This is a genomic window from Ensifer sp. SL37 (genome assembly GCF_026672675.1).
Taxonomy (GTDB): domain Bacteria; phylum Pseudomonadota; class Alphaproteobacteria; order Rhizobiales; family Rhizobiaceae; genus Ensifer; species Ensifer adhaerens.
Window position 1 is genome coordinate 163725 of sequence record NZ_JAPPRN010000006.1, and the last position, 19469, is coordinate 183193.

The following is a 19469-nucleotide window of genomic DNA, read 5'->3' on the forward strand; positions in this document are numbered from 1 at the left end:
TCGAGCCGGCGGGCAATCTCGTTCAGTTGTAGCGGGTGGGCGCGTCTAGCCGATCTCCCCTTTGTGGGGGGAGATCCCCGGCGGGGCAGAGGGGGGTAAGCCTCACGCCCCCACACACCGACCGTTCACTTCGCCGAAGCCAGCCGGCGATCGAGGGCGTCGAGCACACGCCGTGTCAGCGCCGGATAATCCTCGTCGAAGTGGTGGCCGCCGTCGATGCCGATGACGTCGACGCCGGTGCCCTTCAGTTGCGGGCAGGCATCATCCTCTTCGTCGGTGCCGTAGATGCATTGCACCAACGCCGGGTCGATGCGCTTGATATCGTCGAGCGGATCACCACCCTTGCCGTCGCCCGAAGCCCCTAGCCAACCCAGCACAGAGACCTTGTAATCGACCATGTGCGAGAGGGCCATCAAGGTCACCTGGCGAACATGGGCCTTTTCGCCGGCCGGCAGCAGGTTGAAGGTTCGCGGCAGCACGTCGGCACCGAAGGAATAGCCGATGAGGAGCACGTTTCGCACGTTCCAGTGCTTGCGGTAGTAGCTCATCACCTTGGCAAGGTCGTCCGCCGTCACCTGCGGATCGCGCTCGGACCAGAAGTAGTGCAGGGAATCGAAGCCGACGACCGGTACGCCCTGCTGCTGCAGCACGTCGCCGACTTCCTTGTCGATGTCGCGCCAGCCACCGTCGCCCGAATAGATCACCGCCATCGTGTCACGGGTCGGCTTTGCGTCAAGGATGGTCAGGGGCAAACCGAACGGATTGCCGGCGTCGCGCTCGCTGTCGATGATATCGATGAGGTGATCGGACAGCGTCGTATAGGCGTCGTCGTCGCTGTCCTCCTGCTCGACGTCCGGATGCTTGGCGATCAATGCCGCCACATGGGCGCGCCCGTCGGCCGATGCCGCGGGTGAAAAGACGACGGAAACCGGATCCGGCAATGCGCCGTCGGTCAGGCCATAGACCATGCGGTCGCCCTTCTTCACCTTTTCGGCCGGGGTGCAGAGTTGCTTTTCAAGCGCGATCCCCTCTTCCGGATCAATCGCAAGTGTTTGGCCGATGGTGGCAGGCGGTGTCTGGGCAGCGATGGCGAGTGCCAGCGCACCACCGGCACCGACGCCTGCGACGACGGGCAATTGGTAAGCGTCGGTGCCGACGGCACGCTGCACCTGCTGGCTCAGCGATTCGATGTCGGAGACCATGTAGATGCAGTCGCCATCATCCTTGGCGAGTGAAGCGAGATAGGCCTTGAGGTCGATGCCGACAACGACTGTCTTGTCATCGGTGAGCGTATCGGCGATCGCCTGCTCCTTGTCCGTCCAGCCGGCGGCGTCCGACAGCAGCACAACAAGTGCGGCCGCCTTTTCCTTCGGTAGCATGATGCGCGGCGACGGGATCATCCCGGTATCGTAGCTCTTCGGCGCGTCTTCTGCGAGAGCGGGGAACATCGATGCGGAGAGCAGCAGCGCCGCCGAAGTCAGGCATTTCCAGGCGTTCGCGACAGGGATCATTTCTTCACCACTCCCTTGAGACCGCCGCCGATCAGGAATGTCGCATCCATCAGGGCGAGGATCGGATTGATGCCGCCACTGGCGACAAGATAGCGCGGTTGCCACTGCGGATGAAACTTCGACTTGAAGGCGCGCAAGCCCTTGAAGTTGTAGAAACGTTCGCCGTGTTCGAAGAAGGTGCGCCCGGCCCGGTCCCAGACCGGCGCGATCTGGCGCGTGGACATGCCCGACAGGGGCGCCATGCCAAGGTTGAAGGTACGGTATCCCTCGGCCTTCAGATACTCCATCACCTGAGCGAAGAGAAAATCCATCGCGCCCTTCGGCGCATCCGGCGAAAAGCGCATGAGGTCAACGGTCCCCTCCTCCTTGGTCGCCGTCACCAGAATATTGGCAAATGCGACCGTACGCCCACCACAGGTGAGGATCGCCACCGGCTGCTCGCGAAGATACTCGGGATCGAAGGCACCGAGCGAGAAGCCTTTCTCCTTGGCATTGTGATGCGCGAGCCAGGCATCGGAGACCGCGGTCAGGTCAGGCATGACGTCCGGAACGTTTTCGGGCGCTACGACACGGAACTCTAGCCCGTCCCGCTGAGCGCGGCTCACCTGCTGGCGCAGGTTCGCCCATTTGCCCCCCTTCAGCTCGAAGCGGGCGAGGTCGACGCGCGCGAGTTCGCCGAGCCGGAAGGCGCGCAGCCCGGCATCGGCATAGTATGCAAGCCCCAGGGGCGAGACCTGGTAGAAAACCGCCCGGCAGCCGGCCGCGCGCGCCTTTTCGATGAAGTGCCAGATCAGCTCCGGCCAGGCATCGATCGGGCCGACGGGATCGAAAAGCGCGATCCAGGAACGAGCACGCTGGCCATACATGATGAAGGCTCGGCCGTCGGCGGAAAACAACAGGCTCTTGTCGCCCATGCGCACCAGATTGGCATCGGACATATCCTGCGCCTCGACGATCGAAAGCGCCCGCTCCATCGCGTCGTCGGAGGCAGGCTCGGCGGATCCGGTTGCCGGGCGCATCAGGCTCCAGATCGCAAGCATGCTCGCGCCGATCGTCACGCCGAGAAGCGCGCGCAGACCGCGGGGGGCTTCGGCGGAGAATTCGAACTGCCACCAGAGCTCATGGCTGTATTCGACATCGCGATAGACGAAGAGCAGCACGACCAGCGCGCCCAGGCAGATGACCCCGAGCGCCGTCAGCCATGGCACCGTCAGCGCCTGCCCGAACAGCGAGGCCGGCCGCACGAACAGGCGGCGGCTGACGATGAGCCCCACCAGGAAGAAGGCCAGCATGCCCGCTTCCACCACGGCGATCGCCTTGATCAGCGACAGCAGCAGCGCGGCGATCCCGATCACGATCGAGGCCCACCAGGCGCCGTCAAGCCTCAGCGCCAGTCCGCGCGAGACGACCACAAGGGCAAGGCCGAGCAGGCTGGCGAGGAAGTGTGCGCCCTCAACGATCGGCAAGGGCAGCAGTGCTTCGAGGAATGCCAGGTTCTCGTCGGGCGTCGGGGTCACGCTGGAAAGAACCAGCATGATCGCCAGCACGATGCCGAGCGTTGCCAAAAGCAGCGGCGTCATGCGGCCGCCGATGCGCCGCACGCTGGAGGCAACCGGATGACCGGACAGCTGGCGGAGTTCGATGCCGATGACGACGGCGATCGCGATCACGAGCGGCAGAACGTGATAGATCACGCGGTAGAGCACCAGCGCGCCAAGAATGGTGTCGACATCGGCATTGTGGCCGAGCGTCGCGATGATGATCGTCTCGAAGACGCCAAGACCGGCCGGCACATGGCTCAAGACGCCAACGCCGACGGCCAGCGAATAGACCGCAAGGAAGGCCGGCCAGCCGATCGTGCCGGCGGGTAGAAGAACATGGAGAACGGTCGCCGAGGCGGCGAGATCGAGCGCCGTCACCAGGAACTGGCGCGAAACGGTGCGCGAATCCGGGAGCCGAAGCGTCAGACGCCCGATGCTGACCTCGCGCCCGTCACGGGCAAGAAAGAACACTGTGAACAGACCGCCGAGGATCACGGCCGCGATTACGCGCAATACCAGAGGATCCATCCCGGTCATCGGCGCCACATACTCGCCGACGGCAAGCAGGCTGAGGCAAGTCACCGCCAGCAGCCCGAGCCCGAAGGCGAGCGTCACGAAGGCGATAATGCGGGCGATGTTCTCAGGCTCGATGCCGAGGCGCGAATAGGAGCGGTAGCGGATGGCGCCGCCACTGAGCGCCCCGAACCCCGCGGTATTGCCGACCGCATAGGCCGAGGCCGCCGTCAGCGCCACATCGGCATAGGGCAGCTTTCGCTTGACGTAATCAAGCGCGCTGACGTCATAGAAGGTGAGCGCGAGGAAACTCAATGCGGTGAAGAACACCGCCGCCGCGACGGAGATCCAACTGGTATCCGCCAATGCCTGGACCACCTCGTCGTACTGGACTTCGGACGTCAGGTGAAAGATCGCAAAGCCGAAAAGTGCGATTACGAAGAGCGTACCGGCAGCCGATAGATAACGGCGATTGCGACGCAGGAAGGTGAACCAGCCTCCCTCCGCCTGCTGCTCGTCGTCGGTTGCACGTTCCGGTAGGGAGGATGTCATGAAGCGCCCATGTCGATAATGAGGACATCAGCGCTTTAGCTTACCCGATACGGATCAAAAAGTGAAATATCGGTAATAAATTATACTCTTATAAAACAATCCCTTAGGCAAACAGTTGCTGCCGGTTGAGCAGCGCCCACTGCAGGAGCATGATCGTCTTGGCATCGCAGATCTCTCCGGTCGCGATCATTGCGACGGCTTCGTCGAAGGGGATTTCCAGCACTTCGATGTCCTCGCCCTCATGCGCAAGCCCGCCGCCGTCGCCGCGTTTCTCGGTGGCGTCGATGTGGCCGGCAAAGAAGCTCGTGCGCTCGGTCAGCGCCCCCGGGCTCATATAGACATCGAAGAGGTGGATGACGTCCTGGACGTGGTAGCCGGTCTCCTCCAGCGCCTCGCGGCAGATCGCCTCTTCCGGAGTGTCGCCGTCGAGGAGCCCGGCGGCCGCCTCGATCAGATAGGCCGGGTCGCCCTGGAGCAGAACGGGAACGCGAAGCTGCCGCACCAGGATGACGCTCTGGCGCCTGGCATCGACGAGCAGGATGGTCGCCGCATTGCCATGGTCGTGGATCTCCCGCTTCAGCGTCACGGTCGCGCCATCGGACATCTGCTGTTCGAACGTCACCTCTTCCAGGTGCGCAAAGCCCTTCCACAGCGTGCGGCGGCCGACGATCCTGACGCGTGGGTCATGCTGGGTGCTCATGCAACTTCCTTCTCCGGCGAGTGCAATCCCGCCCTTTCAGCCATCAGTGGATATCTTCCGCTGCCGCGCGATCTTCCCGCTCCATCTGCAGCGTCGTGTGGTGCAGGTCGAACGTCGCGCGCAACTGCTCCTCGATTGCGCGGCGCACGGTCTCGGCATCGGCACCGTCGGCAAGTACCGCATGGGCGGTCAGCGACGGCTGGCTCTGGGTGATCGCCCAGAGGTGCAGGTCATGCACGGAGGCAACACCGGGAACGGCGGCAATCGTCGCGTGGACATCGGCGAGGCGCATGCCCGGCGGCACGCCTTCGAGCAGGATGTTGACGCACTCCTTCAGCAGCACCCAGGTGCGCGGAAAGACCATGAAGCCGATGCCGACAGCGAGCAGCGAATCCACCCACTGCCAGCCGGTCAGCCAGATGACCACCGCGCCGACGATGACGGCGAGCGAGCCCAGCATGTCCGACCAGACTTCGAGATAGGCGCCCTTGACGTTGAGGCTTTCGTCCTTGTGGCTGGTGAGCAGCCGCATCGAGGCGAGATTGACGAGAAGGCCGACGACGGCAATCACCAGCATGCTGCCGGACTGGATCTCCTGCGGCTCGGACAGCCGCTTCCAGGCCTCATAGAGGATGTAGAAGGCGACACCGAGCAGGAGCAGCGCGTTGAAGGCGGCAGCCAGGATCTCGAAGCGGGCGTAGCCATAGGTGCGCAAGAGGTCTGACGGGCGACGGCCGACATGGATCGCGACGAGCGCGATCGCAAGGGCCGCCGTGTCGGTCAGCATGTGCATGGCGTCGGATATCAGCGCCAGGCTGCCGGTCAGGATGCCGCCGACGACTTCGGCCAGCATGAAGCCGCCGGTCAGGCCAAGCGAGGCCCAGAGCCTTGAAACCGGCGTGCTCGTGACATCTGCATGGTGGTGGTCGCCGCTCATGGGAGGTTCCGTCTGCCGTTCTACAACCTGACTTAGCGCGCCAACCTTACCCAGACCCTGTTGTCGTGAAAGGCGGCACCACCATACGGCGCCACCGCATCGGCGCCGGTGAGCACATTGATGCCCTCCCCGTCGAGATGCGCGCCATTCGGCCACAGGCCCTCGGCGATGACGACGCCGCGACGGGCGCCGCCACCGATCTTCGCATGCAGACGCACCTCGCCGCGGACGTTGCCGAGTTGGACGACATCGCCATCGGCAATGCCGAGTTCTGCGGCATCTTCCGCATGAACCATCACTTCCGGGCGCACTTCCTTCTGGATCGAGGACGGTGTCTCAGCAAAGGTCGAATTCAGGAAGGATCGAGCCGGAGAGGTCGCCAGCCGGAACGGGTGCTCGGCGTCGGCAACCTCGATGAGGTCGACATGATCAGGAAACTCCGGCAGCGCCTGGTGCGGCCCCTGAATGCCCATCGACTTCGGCGGCCGGTTCGGCGCCGGCGTCCCCGTCCAATCCGCCTTGAAGCGGAACTTGCCGTCCGGGTGGCCAAAGCCGTTGAGATAGTGCGCCTCCTCGAAGGCGGGCTGACAGTCGAGCCACTTCTCCCGTTTCATCTCTTCGTAGCCGATTCCGTAGTTGGCGAGCAGCCGATCAATGTGCTCACGCTCGGTCAGGCCGAAGCCGGCATGATCGGCAACGCCAAGGCGCTTGGCCAGTTCCTCGATGACGAACAGATTGGTGCGCACGGTCGAGGGTGGTTCTACCACCTTAGGGCCCATCAGGATGTGCTGATGGCCGCCGCCGCGATAGAGATCGTCATGCTCCAGGAACATGGTGGCCGGAAGCACGATATCGGCAACAGCAGCCGTATCGGTCATGAACTGCTCGTGCACGGCAACAAAGAGGTCGTCGCGCAGGAAGCCGCGCTTCACCAGCCGCTGCTCCGGCGCGACGTTCGCGGGATTGGTGTTCTGGATCAGCATCGCCGTCACCGGCCCGCGGTGGCGCAGCGCCTCGGCGTCGCCGGTCAGCACCCGGCCGATCTGCGACTGGTCGAGCATGCGCACATCCGGATCGTGAAAGGCCGAGCCGATCAACTCGCGCTTGTCGAGCTTGAAGATATCGTTGTTGGAGTGGAAGGCACCGCCGCCTTCGTGTTTCCAGGAACCGAGCACGGTCGCCACGGATGCCGCCGCGTGGATGGCGACGGCACCGTTGCGCTGGCGCGTGAAACCGTAGCCGAGCCGGAAATAGGTCCGCGGCGTCGTGCCGACCAATTTTGCAAAGGCCTCGATTTCCTCGGCCGAAAGGCCGGTGATCGCCGACGCCCACTCCGGCCCGCGCGACTTCAGATGCGCTTCAAGGCCGGCCGGATCGTCGGAGAACTTCGCCATGTAGGCCCGGTCGGCGTAGCCGTCGCGAAACGCGATGTGCATCACGGCGCAGGCAAGTGCTGCGTCGGTGCCCGGCTTCAGCACCAGGCCCATGTCCGCTTGCTTGACCGTCGGGTTGTCGTAGATGTCGATGACGACGATCTTCGCGCCGCGATCCTTGCGGGCTTTCACCGCATGGGTCATCACGTTGACCTGGGTCGCAACCGCATTCGTGCCCCAGATCACCACGCAATCGGCCTTGGCCATTTCGCGCGGGTCGGGGCCGCGCAAGGCGCCGGTCGCCATGCTCAAGCCGGTCCAGGCCATGTTCGTGCAGATCGAGCCGAAGAAGCCGGAATAGCGCTTGGCGTGACGCAGCCGGTCGATCGAGTCGCGCTGCACCTGGCCCATGGTGCCCGCGTAGAAGTATGGCCACACGGTCTCGGCGCCATATTTCTGCTCGGCGCGAATGAACAGATCGGCGATCTCGTCGAGCGCGGCCTCCCAGCTCACCTCCTGCCAGCCGCCCTCGCCCTTGGCGCCCTTGCGGCGCTTCGGCACCATCAGACGGTCGGGATGATAGATGCGCTCGGAATACCGCGCCACCTTGGCGCAGATCACGCCGGCGGTGTAGGTATTGGCGGCTGCACCGCGCACACGGCCGATCCGCCCTTCGGCGGTCAGGTCGACTTCCAGGGCGCAGGCCGAGGGACAGTCGTGCGGACAGACCGAGTGGCCGATGGTTTTTTCTGCTTTGATGGGGGTCGCAACGTTCATGGCTTTTCTATATGGCATCGGCATTTCGGCTCAAAGAGCCAATCGCCCACCCATCGCAACTATTGATCACAGCCATCGGCGGCGCTCATGAACTATCGGCACATCTATCACGCAGGCAATTTTGCCGACGTCCTGAAGCACGCAGTGCTGGCACGGCTCGTCACCTACCTCCAGCAGAAGGAGAAGGCGTTCCGTGTTCTCGATACCCATGCGGGCATCGGGCTCTACGACCTCTCCAGCGAGGAAGCGCAGAAGACCGGCGAATGGCGCGACGGCGTCGGCCGGCTGCTCGAGGGCGAACTGCCGCCGGAGATCGCGGTGATCCTCGCCCCCTACCTGTCCTCCATCCGCGCGCTGAACCCCGGCTCCGAGCTGACGCTCTACCCTGGCTCGCCGAAGCTCGCGCGCATGCTCTTCCGACCCCAGGACCGGCTTTCGGCGATGGAGCTGCATCCGGACGACTACGAAACGCTGCACCGGCTGTTCGACGCCGATTTCCAGAGCCGCGTCACCGAGCTCGACGGCTGGCTGGCGCTGGGCGCGCACCTGCCGCCGAAGGAAAAGCGCGGATTGATTCTCGTCGACCCACCCTTCGAAAAGGAGGGCGAATACGAACGGCTGGTGGATGGCCTTGCGCGCGGCTACCGCCGCTTTACCGGCGGCGTCTATTGCCTGTGGTATCCCCTGAAGCAGGGCGCGCCGATCAAAGCGTTTCATGAGGCGCTGAAGGCGCTGGACATCCCGAAGATGCTCTGCGCCGAACTGTCCGTCAGAAGCGACCGGGAAACCACAGGGCTTTCCGGTTCCGGCCTCATCATCGTAAACCCGCCCTTCACGCTGAAGAGCGAGCTCGACCTGCTGCTGCCGTTCCTGAAAAGCCGGTTGGGGCAGGATCGTTTCGCGTCCAGTCGCTGCTTCTGGCTGCGCGGGGAAGAACAGACAACCCGAGGGGCTTGACGGACGGGCGCGACGCACCGCAATCTCATGCGACGACATAGGGAGACGCCCATGACTCGCACGCTCGCCGCCACGCTTCTCATTTCGCTTTCCCTCGCCGGCGCTACGGCGCCGGGCGCCATTGCCGCCGACTACATCGGCAGCAGCCAGGCGCAATCCTACAACGCCGGGGTCTGCAGTGAATCCTCGGTTCTCGGCTTCATCACATCCCGTTTCGAGTATCGGGATGCAAACTACCTGCACGCCAATCTCTCGATCGCCGAGATCCGCGACATGGGGCAGAATCGGCAGGAGTTCCGCGACGAGACGCATCTCGTCGAGCGTGAATATTGCTACGGGACCGCTGTGATGACCAACGGCGAACAGCGTGCGCTCTATTACCTCATCGAACGCCCGTGGGGCTTTGCCGGCGTCGGCAGAAGCATCGAGTTCTGCGTCGGCGGCCTCGATCCCTGGTATGTCTACGGCGCCTATTGCGCCTCGCTCCGTTAATCATGAGATCATTCCGGAAAACGCGCCGGCTTCTGCCGGCGCTTTTCGTTGCAGCAGCCCTCGTTGGCTGCAGCGATCAGAACACTGAAAAGGCGCCGACGGCGACGGGAACGCAAGCCACGAAGGCGGTCGTTACGGTGCCGGTCGGCAGCGGCTTCGATTTCTATGTGCTCTCGCTCTCCTGGTCGCCGACCTGGTGCGGCGACAATGACCCCAAGGGAAAATCCAGCCAGTGCGAAGTCGGCGGCAATCGCGGCCTGATCGTGCATGGCCTGTGGCCGCAGAACGAACGGGGTTATCCGGACTTCTGCCCGACACGCCAGTCCGATCGCGTGCCGTCGTCGCTCGGCAAGCAATATCTCGACCTCATTCCATCGATGGGCCTGATCGGCCACCAATGGCGCAAGCACGGGACCTGCTCCGGCCTCAGTCAGGAGGAATACTTCGCCGTCACGCGCGCGGCGTGGGACCGGCTGACGCTGCCATCGGAGCTCGCACCTCCCCCGCAAGAAAAGGGCCTGCGCGTCGCCGCCATCGAAGATGCGCTCGTTGCCAAGAATCCCGGCATGACGAAGGACGCGGTCGCCGTGACCTGCGAGGGTAGTCGGCTCGAGGAAATCCGGATCTGCTTCGACAAGTCGCTCAATTTCCGCGCCTGCCCGGCGGTCGATCGCCAGGCCTGCCGAAAGGAAAGCGTGTCGCTGCCCCCGGCGCTTTGACCAGCCGCAGAAGGCGCCTGTCAGAAACCCATCTCGCAATCCCTGGAAGGAAAGACGCCCGATGAAGATCTTGTACTCGCCCGCCTCGCCCTATTCGAACAAGGTGCGCATGGCGGCGCATTATGCGGGCTATGCGGCCGAAAGTGTCTTGACCGACACCAATGCCAACCCGCCGGAGCTGATCGACAACAATCCGCTCGGCAAGATCCCGACGCTGATTCTCGACGACGGACGGGCGCTCTACGACAGCCGTACCATCATGCATTTCATCGACCGGGAGACCAAGGGCAAGCTCTATCCCAGGAACGCCGAAAAGCGCACCGACGTCGAGTTGCTGGAAGCGCTATGCGACGGCGTCTGTGACAGCCTGCTGTCGATCGTCTACGAGAAACGCTCCCATCCGCCGGAAAAGGTGCACCAGCCCTGGATCGACCGGCAATGGGAAAAGGTCGAGCGCAGCCTCGACCATCTGAATGCCAACCTGCCGAAGACCGGGGCCAAGCTCAATGCAGGCCATTTCGCACTCGCGGCGATGCTGCGCTACATCGAGCTGCGGTTTGCCGGCGAATGGCAGAAGGGGCGCGCCAAGCTGAAGAACTGGCCGGCGAAGTTCGAAAAACACTTCCCGGATTACCCCAAGTTCAAGGCCTAACGTGCAGACACAAAAAAGGCCGGGTCTCCCCGGCCTTTTCTTTGATCCGGCAGAAGCCGATCAGAACTTCACGCCCATACCGACTTTAACAGCGTGCTCGTCGTAGCCGGACGAGACCTTGGTGCTGCCCATGCGGAAGTCCTTCGAACCGTAGTCCGTGTAACGGTACTCGACGCGTGCGGTGATGTTGTCGGTGACGAAGGTTTCAGCACCGACGCCTGCGGTCCAGCCGACCATGGTGTTCTTGTCGGAAGCGCCGCCGACGGTGCCCTTGGTCTGGCCGACGGCAAGACCTGCGGTACCGTAGACGAGGACCGGGTTCAGATCGACACCGACGCGGCCGCGGAGCGAGCCGTTGACGCCCTGCTTCATGCGCAGGTTGCCCTTGGTCGAATCCTGGCCGGAGTAACCGATATCGGCTTCGCCGCCGTATACCATCTGGCCGTCCTGAACGTTGTAGCCACCATAGAGGCCGCCGCCGAAGCCGGCTGCGGTGTTGCTGCCGGTCGCATCGTGCTGGCCATGCTTCCAATCGGCGGTGCCACCGACATAGGCGCCGGACCAGTTCTTGACTGCCGGCTCGCTGTATTCGGCCTGCGGAGCTGCCGGAACTTCGTCGATCGCGTCTGCAGCCTGGGCGGCCTGGAAGGCGATGAGGGACATAGCCGAAGCCATGAGGGTGGTGGTGAGCGTACGCATAAACATTCTCCTTTTCGTCCCGATGCGCCGAGGGCTTGGGGTCCCACAGTGAAACATCAGGCAACTCTTAATTTAACCCGCCCGGTTGAGCTGAAATTGGCCAGCAAATGCGGATTCACAAGAGCCAAAATGTGAAATTTTGGTGGCACAAACGCGCCCGAAGTTTGATGTTGCTTTAGCGCCACAGGAGATTTGTTAACCATAAATCAAGATTAACGAAAGCTATACTATAAGTACGCAAAATAATACAATTTACGCCAATTCCATTAATTTTTGGGCAAGGAATCGTCAGGGAGTGTTTCAGCCCCGCGTTTCTTCCCTATATCTTCGTCCGCTGACGCGAAGATTCGAAAAAGCGGGATGAAACGTTGAAGAAAGCACTGAAGGCGGCTCTCGTAACCGGGGGCGCCAAGAGGATCGGTAAAGCTATAGTGGAGGACCTGGCCGCCCACGGCTTTGCGGTCGCCATTCATGCCGATGCCTCGTTTGACGAAGCGCGGGCCCTGGCCGAAACCCTGAAGAAGACGGGAACGAATGCCGTCGCGATTCGAGCCGACCTTACGGATACGGGCGCGACATCGACACTGATCGAGCGCGCGACAGCAGCGCTCGGGCCGATCGATCTGCTCGTCAACAATGCGTCGCTGTTCAAGAAGGATAGCCTCGATGCCTTCGACGAAGAGGTCTGGGACCAGCATTTCGCGCTGCATGTGAAAGCCCCTTCCCTGTTGGCGCGCGATTTCGCCGCGCAACTGCCGGCCAAGGCCAGCGGGCTCATCATCAATGTGATCGACCAGCGCGTCTGGGCTCCCAATCCGCGCTTTTATTCCTATATGTTGTCCAAGTCGGCGCTTTGGACGGCCACCCGGACGATGGCGCAGGCACTCGCCCCGCGCATCCGCGTCAACGGCATCGGCCCCGGACCGACGCTGCCGAACGAACGGCAGGACCCGAAGGATTTTGAGGCGCAGGTCGATGCGCTGATCTTGAAGCGCGGGCCGACGCTCGACGAATTTGGACGGACGATCCGCTTCCTGTTCGACACGCCGTCGATTACCGGACAGATGATTGCGCTGGACGGGGGCCAGCACCTCGCCTGGGAAACGCCCGACATCAGGGAGATAGTGGAATGAATGGACGCGTGCCGGCCGACGGCGGCATCCTTTATGATGGCAGCGAAGCGGAAGACGACGACGACCTGATCGAAGTGTCTGACGTGAGCGGCGTTGCGCCCGTCGTCGAGTGGCACGAGAATCACTCGGAGACCGAGGGACTGAAGGGCGCGGAGCTGATCCAGGCCTTCGTCAAGCTGCTGCCGAATGGCCCCGGCGTCTATCGCATGTTCAACGAGGCCGGCGACGTTCTCTATGTCGGCAAGGCGCGCAGCCTGAAGAAGCGCGTCAGCAATTATGCCCAGGGGCGCGGTCATTCCAACCGCATCGCCCGCATGGTGCGCGAGACCGCGAACATGGAGTTCGTGACGACGCGCACCGAGATCGAGGCGCTGCTGCTCGAAGCGAACCTGATCAAGCGCCTGAGGCCCCGCTTCAACGTGCTTTTGCGCGACGACAAGTCGTTTCCCTATATTCTGGTGACCGGCGACAGCCGTGCGCCGGCACTCTACAAGCATCGCGGCGCACGCAGCCGCAAGGGCGACTTTTTCGGTCCCTTCGCGTCCGCCGGCGCGGTCGGCCGCACGATCAATTCGTTGCAGCGCGCCTTTCTGCTTCGGACCTGCACCGACAGCGTCTTCGAGACGCGCACGCGCCCCTGCCTGCTCTACCAGATCAAGCGCTGTTCGGCGCCCTGCACCGGCGAAATCAGCGATCAGGGCTATGCGGAACTCGTTCAGGAGGCCAAGGACTTCCTCTCGGGCAAGAGCCAAGCGGTGAAGGCGACGATCGCTGCCGCCATGGGCGAGGCAGCCGAGAACCTCGACTTCGAAAGGGCAGCGCTTTACCGCGACCGCCTCGCCGCACTCAGCCACGTCCAGAGCCACCAGGGCATCAACCCCTCTGGCGTCGAGGAAGCCGACGTCTTTGCGATCCACCACGAGGGTGGCATCTCCTGCATCCAGGTGTTCTTCTTCCGCACCGGGCAGAACTGGGGCAACCGCGCCTATTTCCCGAAGGCCGACCCGTCGCTGCCGACGGCCGAGGTGCTCTCGCAATTCCTCGCACAGTTCTACGACGACAAGCCCTGTCCGCGGCAGATCCTGCTTTGCGAAGCGGTGGAAGAGCAGGAACTGCTCGGCCAGGCGCTCAGCGAAAAATCCGGATACAAGGTCGCGATCCAGGTGCCGCAGCGCGGCGAAAAGAAGGATCTCGTCGATCACGCGCTCGCCAATGCGCGCGAGGCGCACGGCCGCAAGTTGGCAGAAACGGCCTCGCAGTCGCGCCTGCTCGAAGGCTTCTCGGAAACCTTCAAGCTGGAGCGCACGCCGCGCCGCATCGAGATCTACGACAACTCGCACATCATGGGCACCAATGCCGTCGGCGGCATGGTGGTGGCGGGGCCGGAAGGCTTCGTCAAAGGCCAGTACCGCAAGTTCAACATCAAATCGACCGACATCACCCCGGGCGACGACTTCGGTATGATGCGCGAAGTGATGACGCGGCGGTTCTCGCGGCTGCTGAAGGAAGAGGGCAAACCGGACCGGAGCGTGGAGGTCGGTGACGATGCCGCTTTCCCCGCCTGGCCCGACGTCATTCTCATCGACGGCGGTCAGGGACAGATGACCGCGGTGCGCGCCATCCTCAAGGAGCTCGATGTCGAGGACTGCGTGACGGCGATCGGCGTCGCCAAGGGCGTCGATCGCGACGCCGGCCGCGAACGCTTCTTCGCGCTCGGTCGCGACAGCTTCACGCTGCCGCCGCGCGATCCGGTGCTCTATTTCATCCAGCGGCTGCGCGACGAGGCGCACCGTTTCGCGATCGGCTCGCATCGGGCTCGCCGCAAAAAGGAGATGGTCAAGAACCCGCTCGACGAGATCGCCGGCATCGGGCCGACGCGCAAGCGCGCGCTGCTCACGCATTTCGGCACCGCCAAAGCCGTCTCGCGCGCCGGCATCAACGACCTGATGGCCGTCGCCGGGATTTCCGAAACGGTGGCGCGGCTGGTCTACGAACATTTCCACGACGATGCCGGGAAATGAAAACCTGATGTCACAATTCACCCGGCGTTCACATGCGATAGGGCAAATATGACAGTTGACGACGATGACCTGTTGACCTGCGGCCAGCAAAGTCATTTCTGTACCTGACGAACCAGAGAACACGAATCCATGCCCACGCCCGTCGCCTACAGCATCCCGAACCTGCTCACCTATTTCCGCATCCTGATCGTGCCGCTGATCGTCCTTTGCTTCTTCGTCGAAGGACGGCTGCACAGTTCGGACTTCGCGCGCTGGACGGCCGTGGCGCTTTTTGCCGTTGCCTCAATCACCGATTTCTTCGACGGCTATCTCGCGCGCATCTGGAAGCAGACGTCGAACATCGGCAAGATGCTCGATCCGATCGCCGACAAGCTGCTGGTCGCCTCCATCCTGCTGCTCGTCGCCGCCGACGGCACGATCGCCGGCTGGTCGATCTGGGCTGCGATCATCATTCTGTGCCGTGAAATCCTGGTCTCGGGCCTGCGCGAATATCTGGCGGCGCTGAAGGTCAGCGTTCCCGTTACCCGCATCGCCAAGTGGAAGACGACGATCCAGATGGTCGCCATTGCCTTCCTGCTTGCCGGCCCGGCCGGCGACAAGATTTTGCCCTATACGACGGAAGCCGGTATCGTGCTCCTGTGGATTGCCGCCGCGATCACGCTCTATTCGGGCTACGATTACTTCCGCGCCGGCCTCAAGCACGTGGTCAACGAATGAGCACCGTCAACCTGGTCTATTTCTCATGGGTGCGCGAGCGTATCGGCAAGGGCGAGGAAACCCTCGACCTTCCCGCCGGTGTCGTCACCATTGCCGATCTGCTTCAGCACCTGAAGACGCTCGGCGAGGAATACGAGGCGGCGCTCGAACATGAAAACGTCATCCGCGCGGCCATCAACCAGGAACATGTCGACCACAAGGAGCCGATCGCCGGCGCACGGGAGATCGCCCTGTTTCCGCCGATGACGGGTGGCTGAGGCCATGCGCGCGCCGGTGACCGTGCGCGTCCAGCGCGAGGATTTCGACATCAATAGCGAGGTCGCCAAGCTTTCGGCCGGGCGTGCCGACATCGGCGCCATCGTCACTTTTTCCGGGCTTTGCCGCGACGAGGCAGGCACGCTTGCCGCCCTCGAACTGGAACACTACCCCGGCATGGCCGAGGCGGAGATCGAACGCATCTGCCAGGAGGCGGTCGAGCGCTTCTCGCTCCAGGCGGCCACCGCCATCCACCGCTACGGCAAGATCCTTCCCGGCGAGAACATCGTGCTCGTCGTTGCCGCCTCGCGGCACCGGCAGGCCGCCTTCGACGGCGCCAACTTCATCATGGATTTCCTGAAGACTTCGGCTCCCTTCTGGAAGAAGGAACATTTGGGCGACGGCACGACCGGCGGCTGGGTCAGCGCCAAGGATGCCGACGATACCGCACGGGACCGCTGGTCGAAGTAGCCGCCCGTTCCTTGAGGTCAGGGAATGACCTTCTCCTTGCGCGTCACCATCAGCACGATCACCAGAAATCCGAAAATCGCAAAGTCGCGCCAGAGGATCGGCCCATAGGCGCTCCATAGTGTTTCGAGCAGGCCGACCGCGGCAGCGCCGAGGGCTGCATAGAGCGGCGAGGCCTGGCCGCCGATCGCGGCGATGAACAGTACCTTGACGCCGAAAGTAAGCCCCGTGCCGAAATCCATGTTGCCGTAGTAGGACGCGGCGAGGATGCCGCAAAGGGCAGCAATCAGGGACGCCGCGCCATAGGCGACGATGTAGACAGTGGCCGCGTCGACCCCGCAAAGCGCTGCAGCCCCCCGGTCTTCGGAGACGGCCCGCCAGAACCGCCCTGCCCGCGAATGGGTCAGGAACCAGTGCCCGGCCGCCACCAACGCCGCCATCAGCGCGGTATTGCCGAGTTGGATGACGGTCAACGTGACCGGGAAACGCGGATCATCCCAGAAGACGATGTTGGCATTGAGGAACGGCGGCAGCCACAGGCTGCGGGTCTCCGAGGCAAGCCGTGCCGTTTCCATCAGCACCAGCAGGCAGCCGAGCGAGGCGACGACGACGGTGTTGGCCGACGAGAAGGCCAACGGCCGCATGACATACCGCCCGGCGACGAGCCCGGCACCAACACTGAAAGTCAGGGCAGCCGCCGCACCGAGACCAAGGGCGGCCGGAAGCACCAGCCACAGCCGGTCCCAGCCGAAAGCAGCAAACAGCACAAAGATCTGGCCCGAGAAGGCAAAGAGCGCACCATAGGTGAGATCGGCCCGGCGGGTCACGGCAAAGGCGATCGCGTAGCCAAAGGCCAGCGCCGCGTAGAGCGCTGCGACGGGAACGGCGTTGGCGAGCTGCTGCAGAAAATAGAGCATGGCGCATCCGGAGCGTGACAAGATCAATATAACTGGTAAAATCAATTTTGCCAGTTAGGATTTTTGCATGACCTTCACCTGGACAGCCCATCGATTTGCCGGCGGCGCCCTGGCACTGGATGTCGCCAATTCCATCGTCCTGCGTTTCGATCCCGAACGCCGGATCGACCGCTTCGCCGATGTCGTCGCACTCCATTCCTTTGCGGAAGCCGCCAACCGCTACAGCGCGGAGAGTGTACGCTTCGGCGCGCTTGCGCCTGTCGCCGCGGAGAACCGTGACCGGCTCTTGCAGTTGCGCGAAGCGACCGACCGGCATTTTCGCGCAGAGATCTCGGACACGGGCCGGCCGGAACTGTTGGCGGATCTGCTGGAAGCCATCGCCGGCGTCTTGCGCGGCTCGACGCACCAGGGCGGCCTGCTTTCGCTCGACACCGCAACGGCGCAATCGGCGCTCACGCTTGCCGCCAACCCCGAGCCCGATCGGCTGAAGATCTGCCCGAATTGCGGCTGGCTGTTTCTCGACCGCAGCCGCAACCGCAGCCGCACCTGGTGCGACATGGCCGTCTGCGGCAACCGCACCAAAGCCAAGCGCCACTATCACCGCAACAGGGAAGAAGCAGGCCCATGACAAGGACATTCGGGATCTTGGCCACACTCGCCATCGCACTTGCCGCTGCCGCATGTCAGCGCGAGAGCGGCCCGGATCCGCTGAAGCTGACGGGCAAGATGTTCGTCTTCAACTACCGCCTCGCCTATGCGACCTACATGGTCACGCTGACCAAGGCCGAGGCGGTGCCCGACGGCAGCATCGTGGTGGCGCGCTTCGAAAATCCGGCCGGCGGCGACGCGCTGACACTGGAGCGCAAGCTCTTTCCGAAGTTGGAGAAGGTGGTGCTGGAAAGCCCCGATGTCACCTGCGTGAAGAAGGATCGCCCCTATACGGTGTCGATCGAGGTCAAAGGCCCCGAAGGCCAGTCACTGCAGAAGCTTGAGACCACCGTCGTCTCCGATGTCGATCAGGACATCATGCCGGCCAAACCGCTGGTCGAGGGCCCGGCCTACGACAAGAACCCGGCGGTCTTCAGCGGCGGCAAGGCACCAGCCCATTTCGAGACCGCGAAGTGCCCCGTCTGAGAGACCGGGCAACAAAAAACCGGAGCGTTTCCGCTCCGGCTCAAATCCTGAGTCAATTCAAGCCGCTATGGCTCGAACCGAAGATTTTGAATCAGCCAACGATCTCGGTGCCCGAGAACCAGTAGGCGATTTCTTCAGCAGCGGTTTCCGGAGCATCCGAACCGTGAACCGAGTTTTCGCCGATCGAGAGAGCGTGAACCTTGCGGATCGTGCCTTCGTCAGCGTTTGCCGGGTTGGTGGCGCCCATGACTTCGCGGTTCTTGGCGATTGCGTTTTCGCCTTCGAGAACCTGAACGATGGTCGGGCCGGAGGACATGAACTCGACCAGTTCGCCGAAGAACGGACGCTCCTTGTGAACGGCGTAGAAGCCTTCGGCTTCGCGACGGCTCATCCAGACGCGCTTGGAAGCGACGACGCGCAGGCCGGCATCTTCGAGCATCTTGGTGATGGCGCCGGTCAGGTTGCGCTTGGTCGCGTCCGGCTTGATCATCGAGAAGGTACGTTCAATAGCCATTGGCTCAAATCCCTTGTTTCTTGAGAAGTGGCGGTTCATTAGCCGCCAATTCCGCGCAAAACAAGGGGGTTCACCGATGATTCGGCTTAGGCCAGGCGGGTTTCACGCAGCCGTCACACTGCGCCCGAGCCCGCCATGCAGATCAAGGCAGCGCTCAAACCAGGCGGTGACGGGATCACCCGGCTGAAGCAGGCGCTGAGGCGAGACGATGCGCGCCCACTGAAACGCGCCGAAGACGATGTAGTCGGCGAAAAGCGGCGTTGCACCACCCAGAAAATCCTGAATCTTCAGCAGATGGCGCAAAGGCTCGAGCTTTTCCGAGAAGGTTGTGAGAGAGGATCCGCCACTTTCGGCCACGGCCTCGAGCGACGTGCCGAAGCGCTTTTCCCGGCTCTCGCGGAAATAGGCCTGATCGACGGGGTCCAGCCGGTCGTGAATGTCCCGGATAATGATGCGGGTGACGGCCGGGTGCAGCGTCGTCTGCGACCAACCCTCGACGAAGCGGGAGATCGCCATCGCCCCCTCGCCGGCAAAGAGCGCCGGACGGTCCGGATAGGTCCGTTCGAGATAAAGGGCGATCTCGAAGCTGTCCTTCACGAGCTTTTCTCCATCCCGCAGCAACGGCACCAGGTTCGTCGCCCCGTCCTCGATCGCTCGGATTTCGGTGAAGCCGATCGGCACGGTGTCAAAGTCGAGCCCCTTGTGGGCCAGCGACATCGCGGTCTTCCACACATGCGGCGAGAAGGGACGCGCCCTGTCGGATCCACACAGCGAATAGAGCTTTCTAGTCATGCAAACTCTCCGGGACGATTGGCGTCCTCTTGAACGACATATCCGCCGCGTCATCAAATCAGTAAATTTCATGAATGATATCAGACACAGGAATG

At 63.0% G+C, this 19469-nt stretch carries 20 protein-coding genes; 11 read left to right on the forward strand and 9 right to left on the reverse strand.

The genetic code is table 11. From position 1 onward, the window contains the following. Nucleotides 1-125: 125 nt before the first annotated feature. The 5 genes from OVA00_RS12890 to OVA00_RS12910 form a co-directional block, all read right to left on the reverse strand. Complete coding sequence (locus OVA00_RS12890) at nt 126-1448, reverse strand: virulence factor family protein (protein WP_268090327.1); 1323 nt, start codon at nt 1446-1448, stop codon at nt 126-128. Between the two features lie 59 nt (nt 1449-1507). Then, nucleotides 1508-4117: a bifunctional lysylphosphatidylglycerol flippase/synthetase MprF gene (gene mprF / locus OVA00_RS12895; protein WP_268089090.1), complete on the reverse strand. Its 2610-nt coding sequence runs from the start codon at nt 4115-4117 to the stop codon at nt 1508-1510. A gap of 103 nt (nt 4118-4220) precedes the next feature. Further along, nucleotides 4221-4817 carry an NUDIX domain-containing protein gene (locus tag OVA00_RS12900; RefSeq protein ID WP_060580909.1) on the reverse strand — a complete coding sequence of 199 codons (597 nt, stop codon included), beginning with the start codon at nt 4815-4817 and terminating at the stop codon, nt 4221-4223. A gap of 43 nt (nt 4818-4860) precedes the next feature. Then, nucleotides 4861-5754 carry a cation diffusion facilitator family transporter gene (locus OVA00_RS12905; RefSeq protein WP_060604277.1) on the reverse strand — a complete coding sequence of 298 codons (894 nt, stop codon included), beginning with the start codon at nt 5752-5754 and terminating at the stop codon, nt 4861-4863. Nucleotides 5755-5786: 32 nt separating this feature from the next. Then, entirely contained in the window at nt 5787-7922 is a 2136-nt protein-coding gene (locus OVA00_RS12910; protein WP_268089092.1) for a molybdopterin-containing oxidoreductase family protein, read from the reverse strand. A gap of 69 nt (nt 7923-7991) precedes the next feature. Between OVA00_RS12910 and OVA00_RS12915 the strand changes: the two genes are divergently transcribed. From OVA00_RS12915 to OVA00_RS12930, 4 genes are all read left to right on the forward strand, one after another. Beyond that, a complete protein-coding gene (locus OVA00_RS12915) occupies nt 7992-8861 on the forward strand; it encodes a 23S rRNA (adenine(2030)-N(6))-methyltransferase RlmJ (RefSeq protein WP_034803845.1) in 870 nt (289 codons plus the stop codon). Nucleotides 8862-8912: 51 nt separating this feature from the next. Continuing rightward, nucleotides 8913-9353 (forward strand): hypothetical protein, encoded by a 441-nt coding sequence (locus OVA00_RS12920; RefSeq protein WP_034803848.1) that lies wholly within the window; start codon nt 8913-8915, stop codon nt 9351-9353. Between the two features lie 2 nt (nt 9354-9355). Next, the gene (locus OVA00_RS12925; RefSeq protein ID WP_218684623.1) at nt 9356-10072 is read left to right on the forward strand and encodes a ribonuclease T2 family protein; all 717 of its coding nucleotides are present in this window, start codon (nt 9356-9358) and stop codon (nt 10070-10072) included. A 61-nt stretch (nt 10073-10133) separates the two neighbouring features. Continuing rightward, a complete protein-coding gene (locus OVA00_RS12930) occupies nt 10134-10724 on the forward strand; it encodes a glutathione S-transferase (RefSeq protein WP_034803852.1) in 591 nt (196 codons plus the stop codon). A 60-nt stretch (nt 10725-10784) separates the two neighbouring features. Here the strand turns inward: OVA00_RS12930 and OVA00_RS12935 are convergent, their stop codons facing one another. Further along, nucleotides 10785-11423 carry an outer membrane protein gene (locus OVA00_RS12935; protein WP_034803854.1) on the reverse strand — a complete coding sequence of 213 codons (639 nt, stop codon included), beginning with the start codon at nt 11421-11423 and terminating at the stop codon, nt 10785-10787. A 368-nt stretch (nt 11424-11791) separates the two neighbouring features. Here OVA00_RS12935 and OVA00_RS12940 point away from each other — a divergent pair, with 368 nt between their 5' ends. The 5 genes from OVA00_RS12940 to OVA00_RS12960 all read left to right on the forward strand — a co-directional run bounded on the left by OVA00_RS12940 (nt 11792) and on the right by OVA00_RS12960 (nt 16020). After that, nucleotides 11792-12556 (forward strand): SDR family oxidoreductase, encoded by a 765-nt coding sequence (locus OVA00_RS12940; protein ID WP_034803857.1) that lies wholly within the window; start codon nt 11792-11794, stop codon nt 12554-12556. Further along, on the forward strand, nt 12553-14577 hold the full coding sequence (uvrC, locus tag OVA00_RS12945) for an excinuclease ABC subunit UvrC (protein WP_089043939.1): 2025 nt from the start codon (nt 12553-12555) through the stop codon (nt 14575-14577). The genes OVA00_RS12940 and uvrC overlap by 4 nt, the downstream gene beginning before the upstream one ends. A gap of 129 nt (nt 14578-14706) precedes the next feature. Further along, complete coding sequence (gene pgsA, locus OVA00_RS12950; protein WP_034803862.1) at nt 14707-15294, forward strand: CDP-diacylglycerol--glycerol-3-phosphate 3-phosphatidyltransferase; 588 nt, start codon at nt 14707-14709, stop codon at nt 15292-15294. Continuing rightward, nucleotides 15291-15551 carry a molybdopterin converting factor subunit 1 gene (gene moaD, locus OVA00_RS12955; protein ID WP_034803865.1) on the forward strand — a complete coding sequence of 87 codons (261 nt, stop codon included), beginning with the start codon at nt 15291-15293 and terminating at the stop codon, nt 15549-15551. Before pgsA ends, moaD begins: the two co-directional genes overlap by 4 nt. 4 nt (nt 15552-15555) lie before the next feature. Then, nucleotides 15556-16020 (forward strand): molybdenum cofactor biosynthesis protein MoaE, encoded by a 465-nt coding sequence (locus tag OVA00_RS12960; protein ID WP_268090328.1) that lies wholly within the window; start codon nt 15556-15558, stop codon nt 16018-16020. A gap of 17 nt (nt 16021-16037) precedes the next feature. Here the strand turns inward: OVA00_RS12960 and OVA00_RS12965 are convergent, their stop codons facing one another. Further along, the gene (locus OVA00_RS12965; protein WP_060580915.1) at nt 16038-16934 is read right to left on the reverse strand and encodes a branched-chain amino acid ABC transporter permease; all 897 of its coding nucleotides are present in this window, start codon (nt 16932-16934) and stop codon (nt 16038-16040) included. A gap of 67 nt (nt 16935-17001) precedes the next feature. Here OVA00_RS12965 and OVA00_RS12970 point away from each other — a divergent pair, with 67 nt between their 5' ends. Both OVA00_RS12970 and OVA00_RS12975 read left to right on the forward strand, forming a co-directional pair. Then, nucleotides 17002-17562 carry a CGNR zinc finger domain-containing protein gene (locus tag OVA00_RS12970; RefSeq protein WP_034803871.1) on the forward strand — a complete coding sequence of 187 codons (561 nt, stop codon included), beginning with the start codon at nt 17002-17004 and terminating at the stop codon, nt 17560-17562. Continuing rightward, on the forward strand, nt 17559-18068 hold the full coding sequence (locus OVA00_RS12975; protein WP_034803874.1) for a hypothetical protein: 510 nt from the start codon (nt 17559-17561) through the stop codon (nt 18066-18068). Before OVA00_RS12970 ends, OVA00_RS12975 begins: the two co-directional genes overlap by 4 nt. Before the next feature lie 91 nt (nt 18069-18159). Here the strand turns inward: OVA00_RS12975 and ndk are convergent, their stop codons facing one another. Further along, nucleotides 18160-18582, reverse strand: a complete 423-nt coding sequence (gene ndk, locus OVA00_RS12980; protein ID WP_034803877.1) for a nucleoside-diphosphate kinase — start codon at nt 18580-18582, stop codon at nt 18160-18162. Nucleotides 18583-18684: 102 nt separating this feature from the next. Next, nucleotides 18685-19374 carry a glutathione S-transferase family protein gene (locus OVA00_RS12985; protein WP_268089094.1) on the reverse strand — a complete coding sequence of 230 codons (690 nt, stop codon included), beginning with the start codon at nt 19372-19374 and terminating at the stop codon, nt 18685-18687. Nucleotides 19375-19469 lie beyond the last annotated feature (95 nt).

Bases quoted from the DNA above. Each gene is read 5' to 3' on its own strand.
- OVA00_RS12890 (WP_268090327.1), bottom strand. From the start codon at position 1,448: ATGTTCCCCGCTCTCGCAGAAGACGCGCCGAAGAGCTACGATACCGGG.
- mprF (WP_268089090.1), bottom strand. From the start codon at position 4,117: ATGACATCCTCCCTACCGGAACGTGCAACCGACGACGAGCAGCAGGCG.
- OVA00_RS12900 (WP_060580909.1), bottom strand. From the start codon at position 4,817: ATGAGCACCCAGCATGACCCACGCGTCAGGATCGTCGGCCGCCGCACG.
- OVA00_RS12905 (WP_060604277.1), bottom strand. From the start codon at position 5,754: ATGAGCGGCGACCACCACCATGCAGATGTCACGAGCACGCCGGTTTCA.
- OVA00_RS12910 (WP_268089092.1), bottom strand. From the start codon at position 7,922: ATGCCATATAGAAAAGCCATGAACGTTGCGACCCCCATCAAAGCAGAA.
- OVA00_RS12915 (WP_034803845.1), top strand. From the start codon at position 7,992: ATGAACTATCGGCACATCTATCACGCAGGCAATTTTGCCGACGTCCTG.
- OVA00_RS12920 (WP_034803848.1), top strand. From the start codon at position 8,913: ATGACTCGCACGCTCGCCGCCACGCTTCTCATTTCGCTTTCCCTCGCC.
- OVA00_RS12925 (WP_218684623.1), top strand. From the start codon at position 9,356: ATGAGATCATTCCGGAAAACGCGCCGGCTTCTGCCGGCGCTTTTCGTT.
- OVA00_RS12930 (WP_034803852.1), top strand. From the start codon at position 10,134: ATGAAGATCTTGTACTCGCCCGCCTCGCCCTATTCGAACAAGGTGCGC.
- OVA00_RS12935 (WP_034803854.1), bottom strand. From the start codon at position 11,423: ATGCGTACGCTCACCACCACCCTCATGGCTTCGGCTATGTCCCTCATC.
- uvrC (WP_089043939.1), top strand. From the start codon at position 12,553: ATGAATGGACGCGTGCCGGCCGACGGCGGCATCCTTTATGATGGCAGC.
- pgsA (WP_034803862.1), top strand. From the start codon at position 14,707: ATGCCCACGCCCGTCGCCTACAGCATCCCGAACCTGCTCACCTATTTC.
- moaD (WP_034803865.1), top strand. From the start codon at position 15,291: ATGAGCACCGTCAACCTGGTCTATTTCTCATGGGTGCGCGAGCGTATC.
- OVA00_RS12960 (WP_268090328.1), top strand. From the start codon at position 15,556: ATGCGCGCGCCGGTGACCGTGCGCGTCCAGCGCGAGGATTTCGACATC.
- OVA00_RS12965 (WP_060580915.1), bottom strand. From the start codon at position 16,934: ATGCTCTATTTTCTGCAGCAGCTCGCCAACGCCGTTCCCGTCGCAGCG.
- OVA00_RS12970 (WP_034803871.1), top strand. From the start codon at position 17,002: ATGACCTTCACCTGGACAGCCCATCGATTTGCCGGCGGCGCCCTGGCA.
- OVA00_RS12975 (WP_034803874.1), top strand. From the start codon at position 17,559: ATGACAAGGACATTCGGGATCTTGGCCACACTCGCCATCGCACTTGCC.
- ndk (WP_034803877.1), bottom strand. From the start codon at position 18,582: ATGGCTATTGAACGTACCTTCTCGATGATCAAGCCGGACGCGACCAAG.
- OVA00_RS12985 (WP_268089094.1), bottom strand. From the start codon at position 19,374: ATGACTAGAAAGCTCTATTCGCTGTGTGGATCCGACAGGGCGCGTCCC.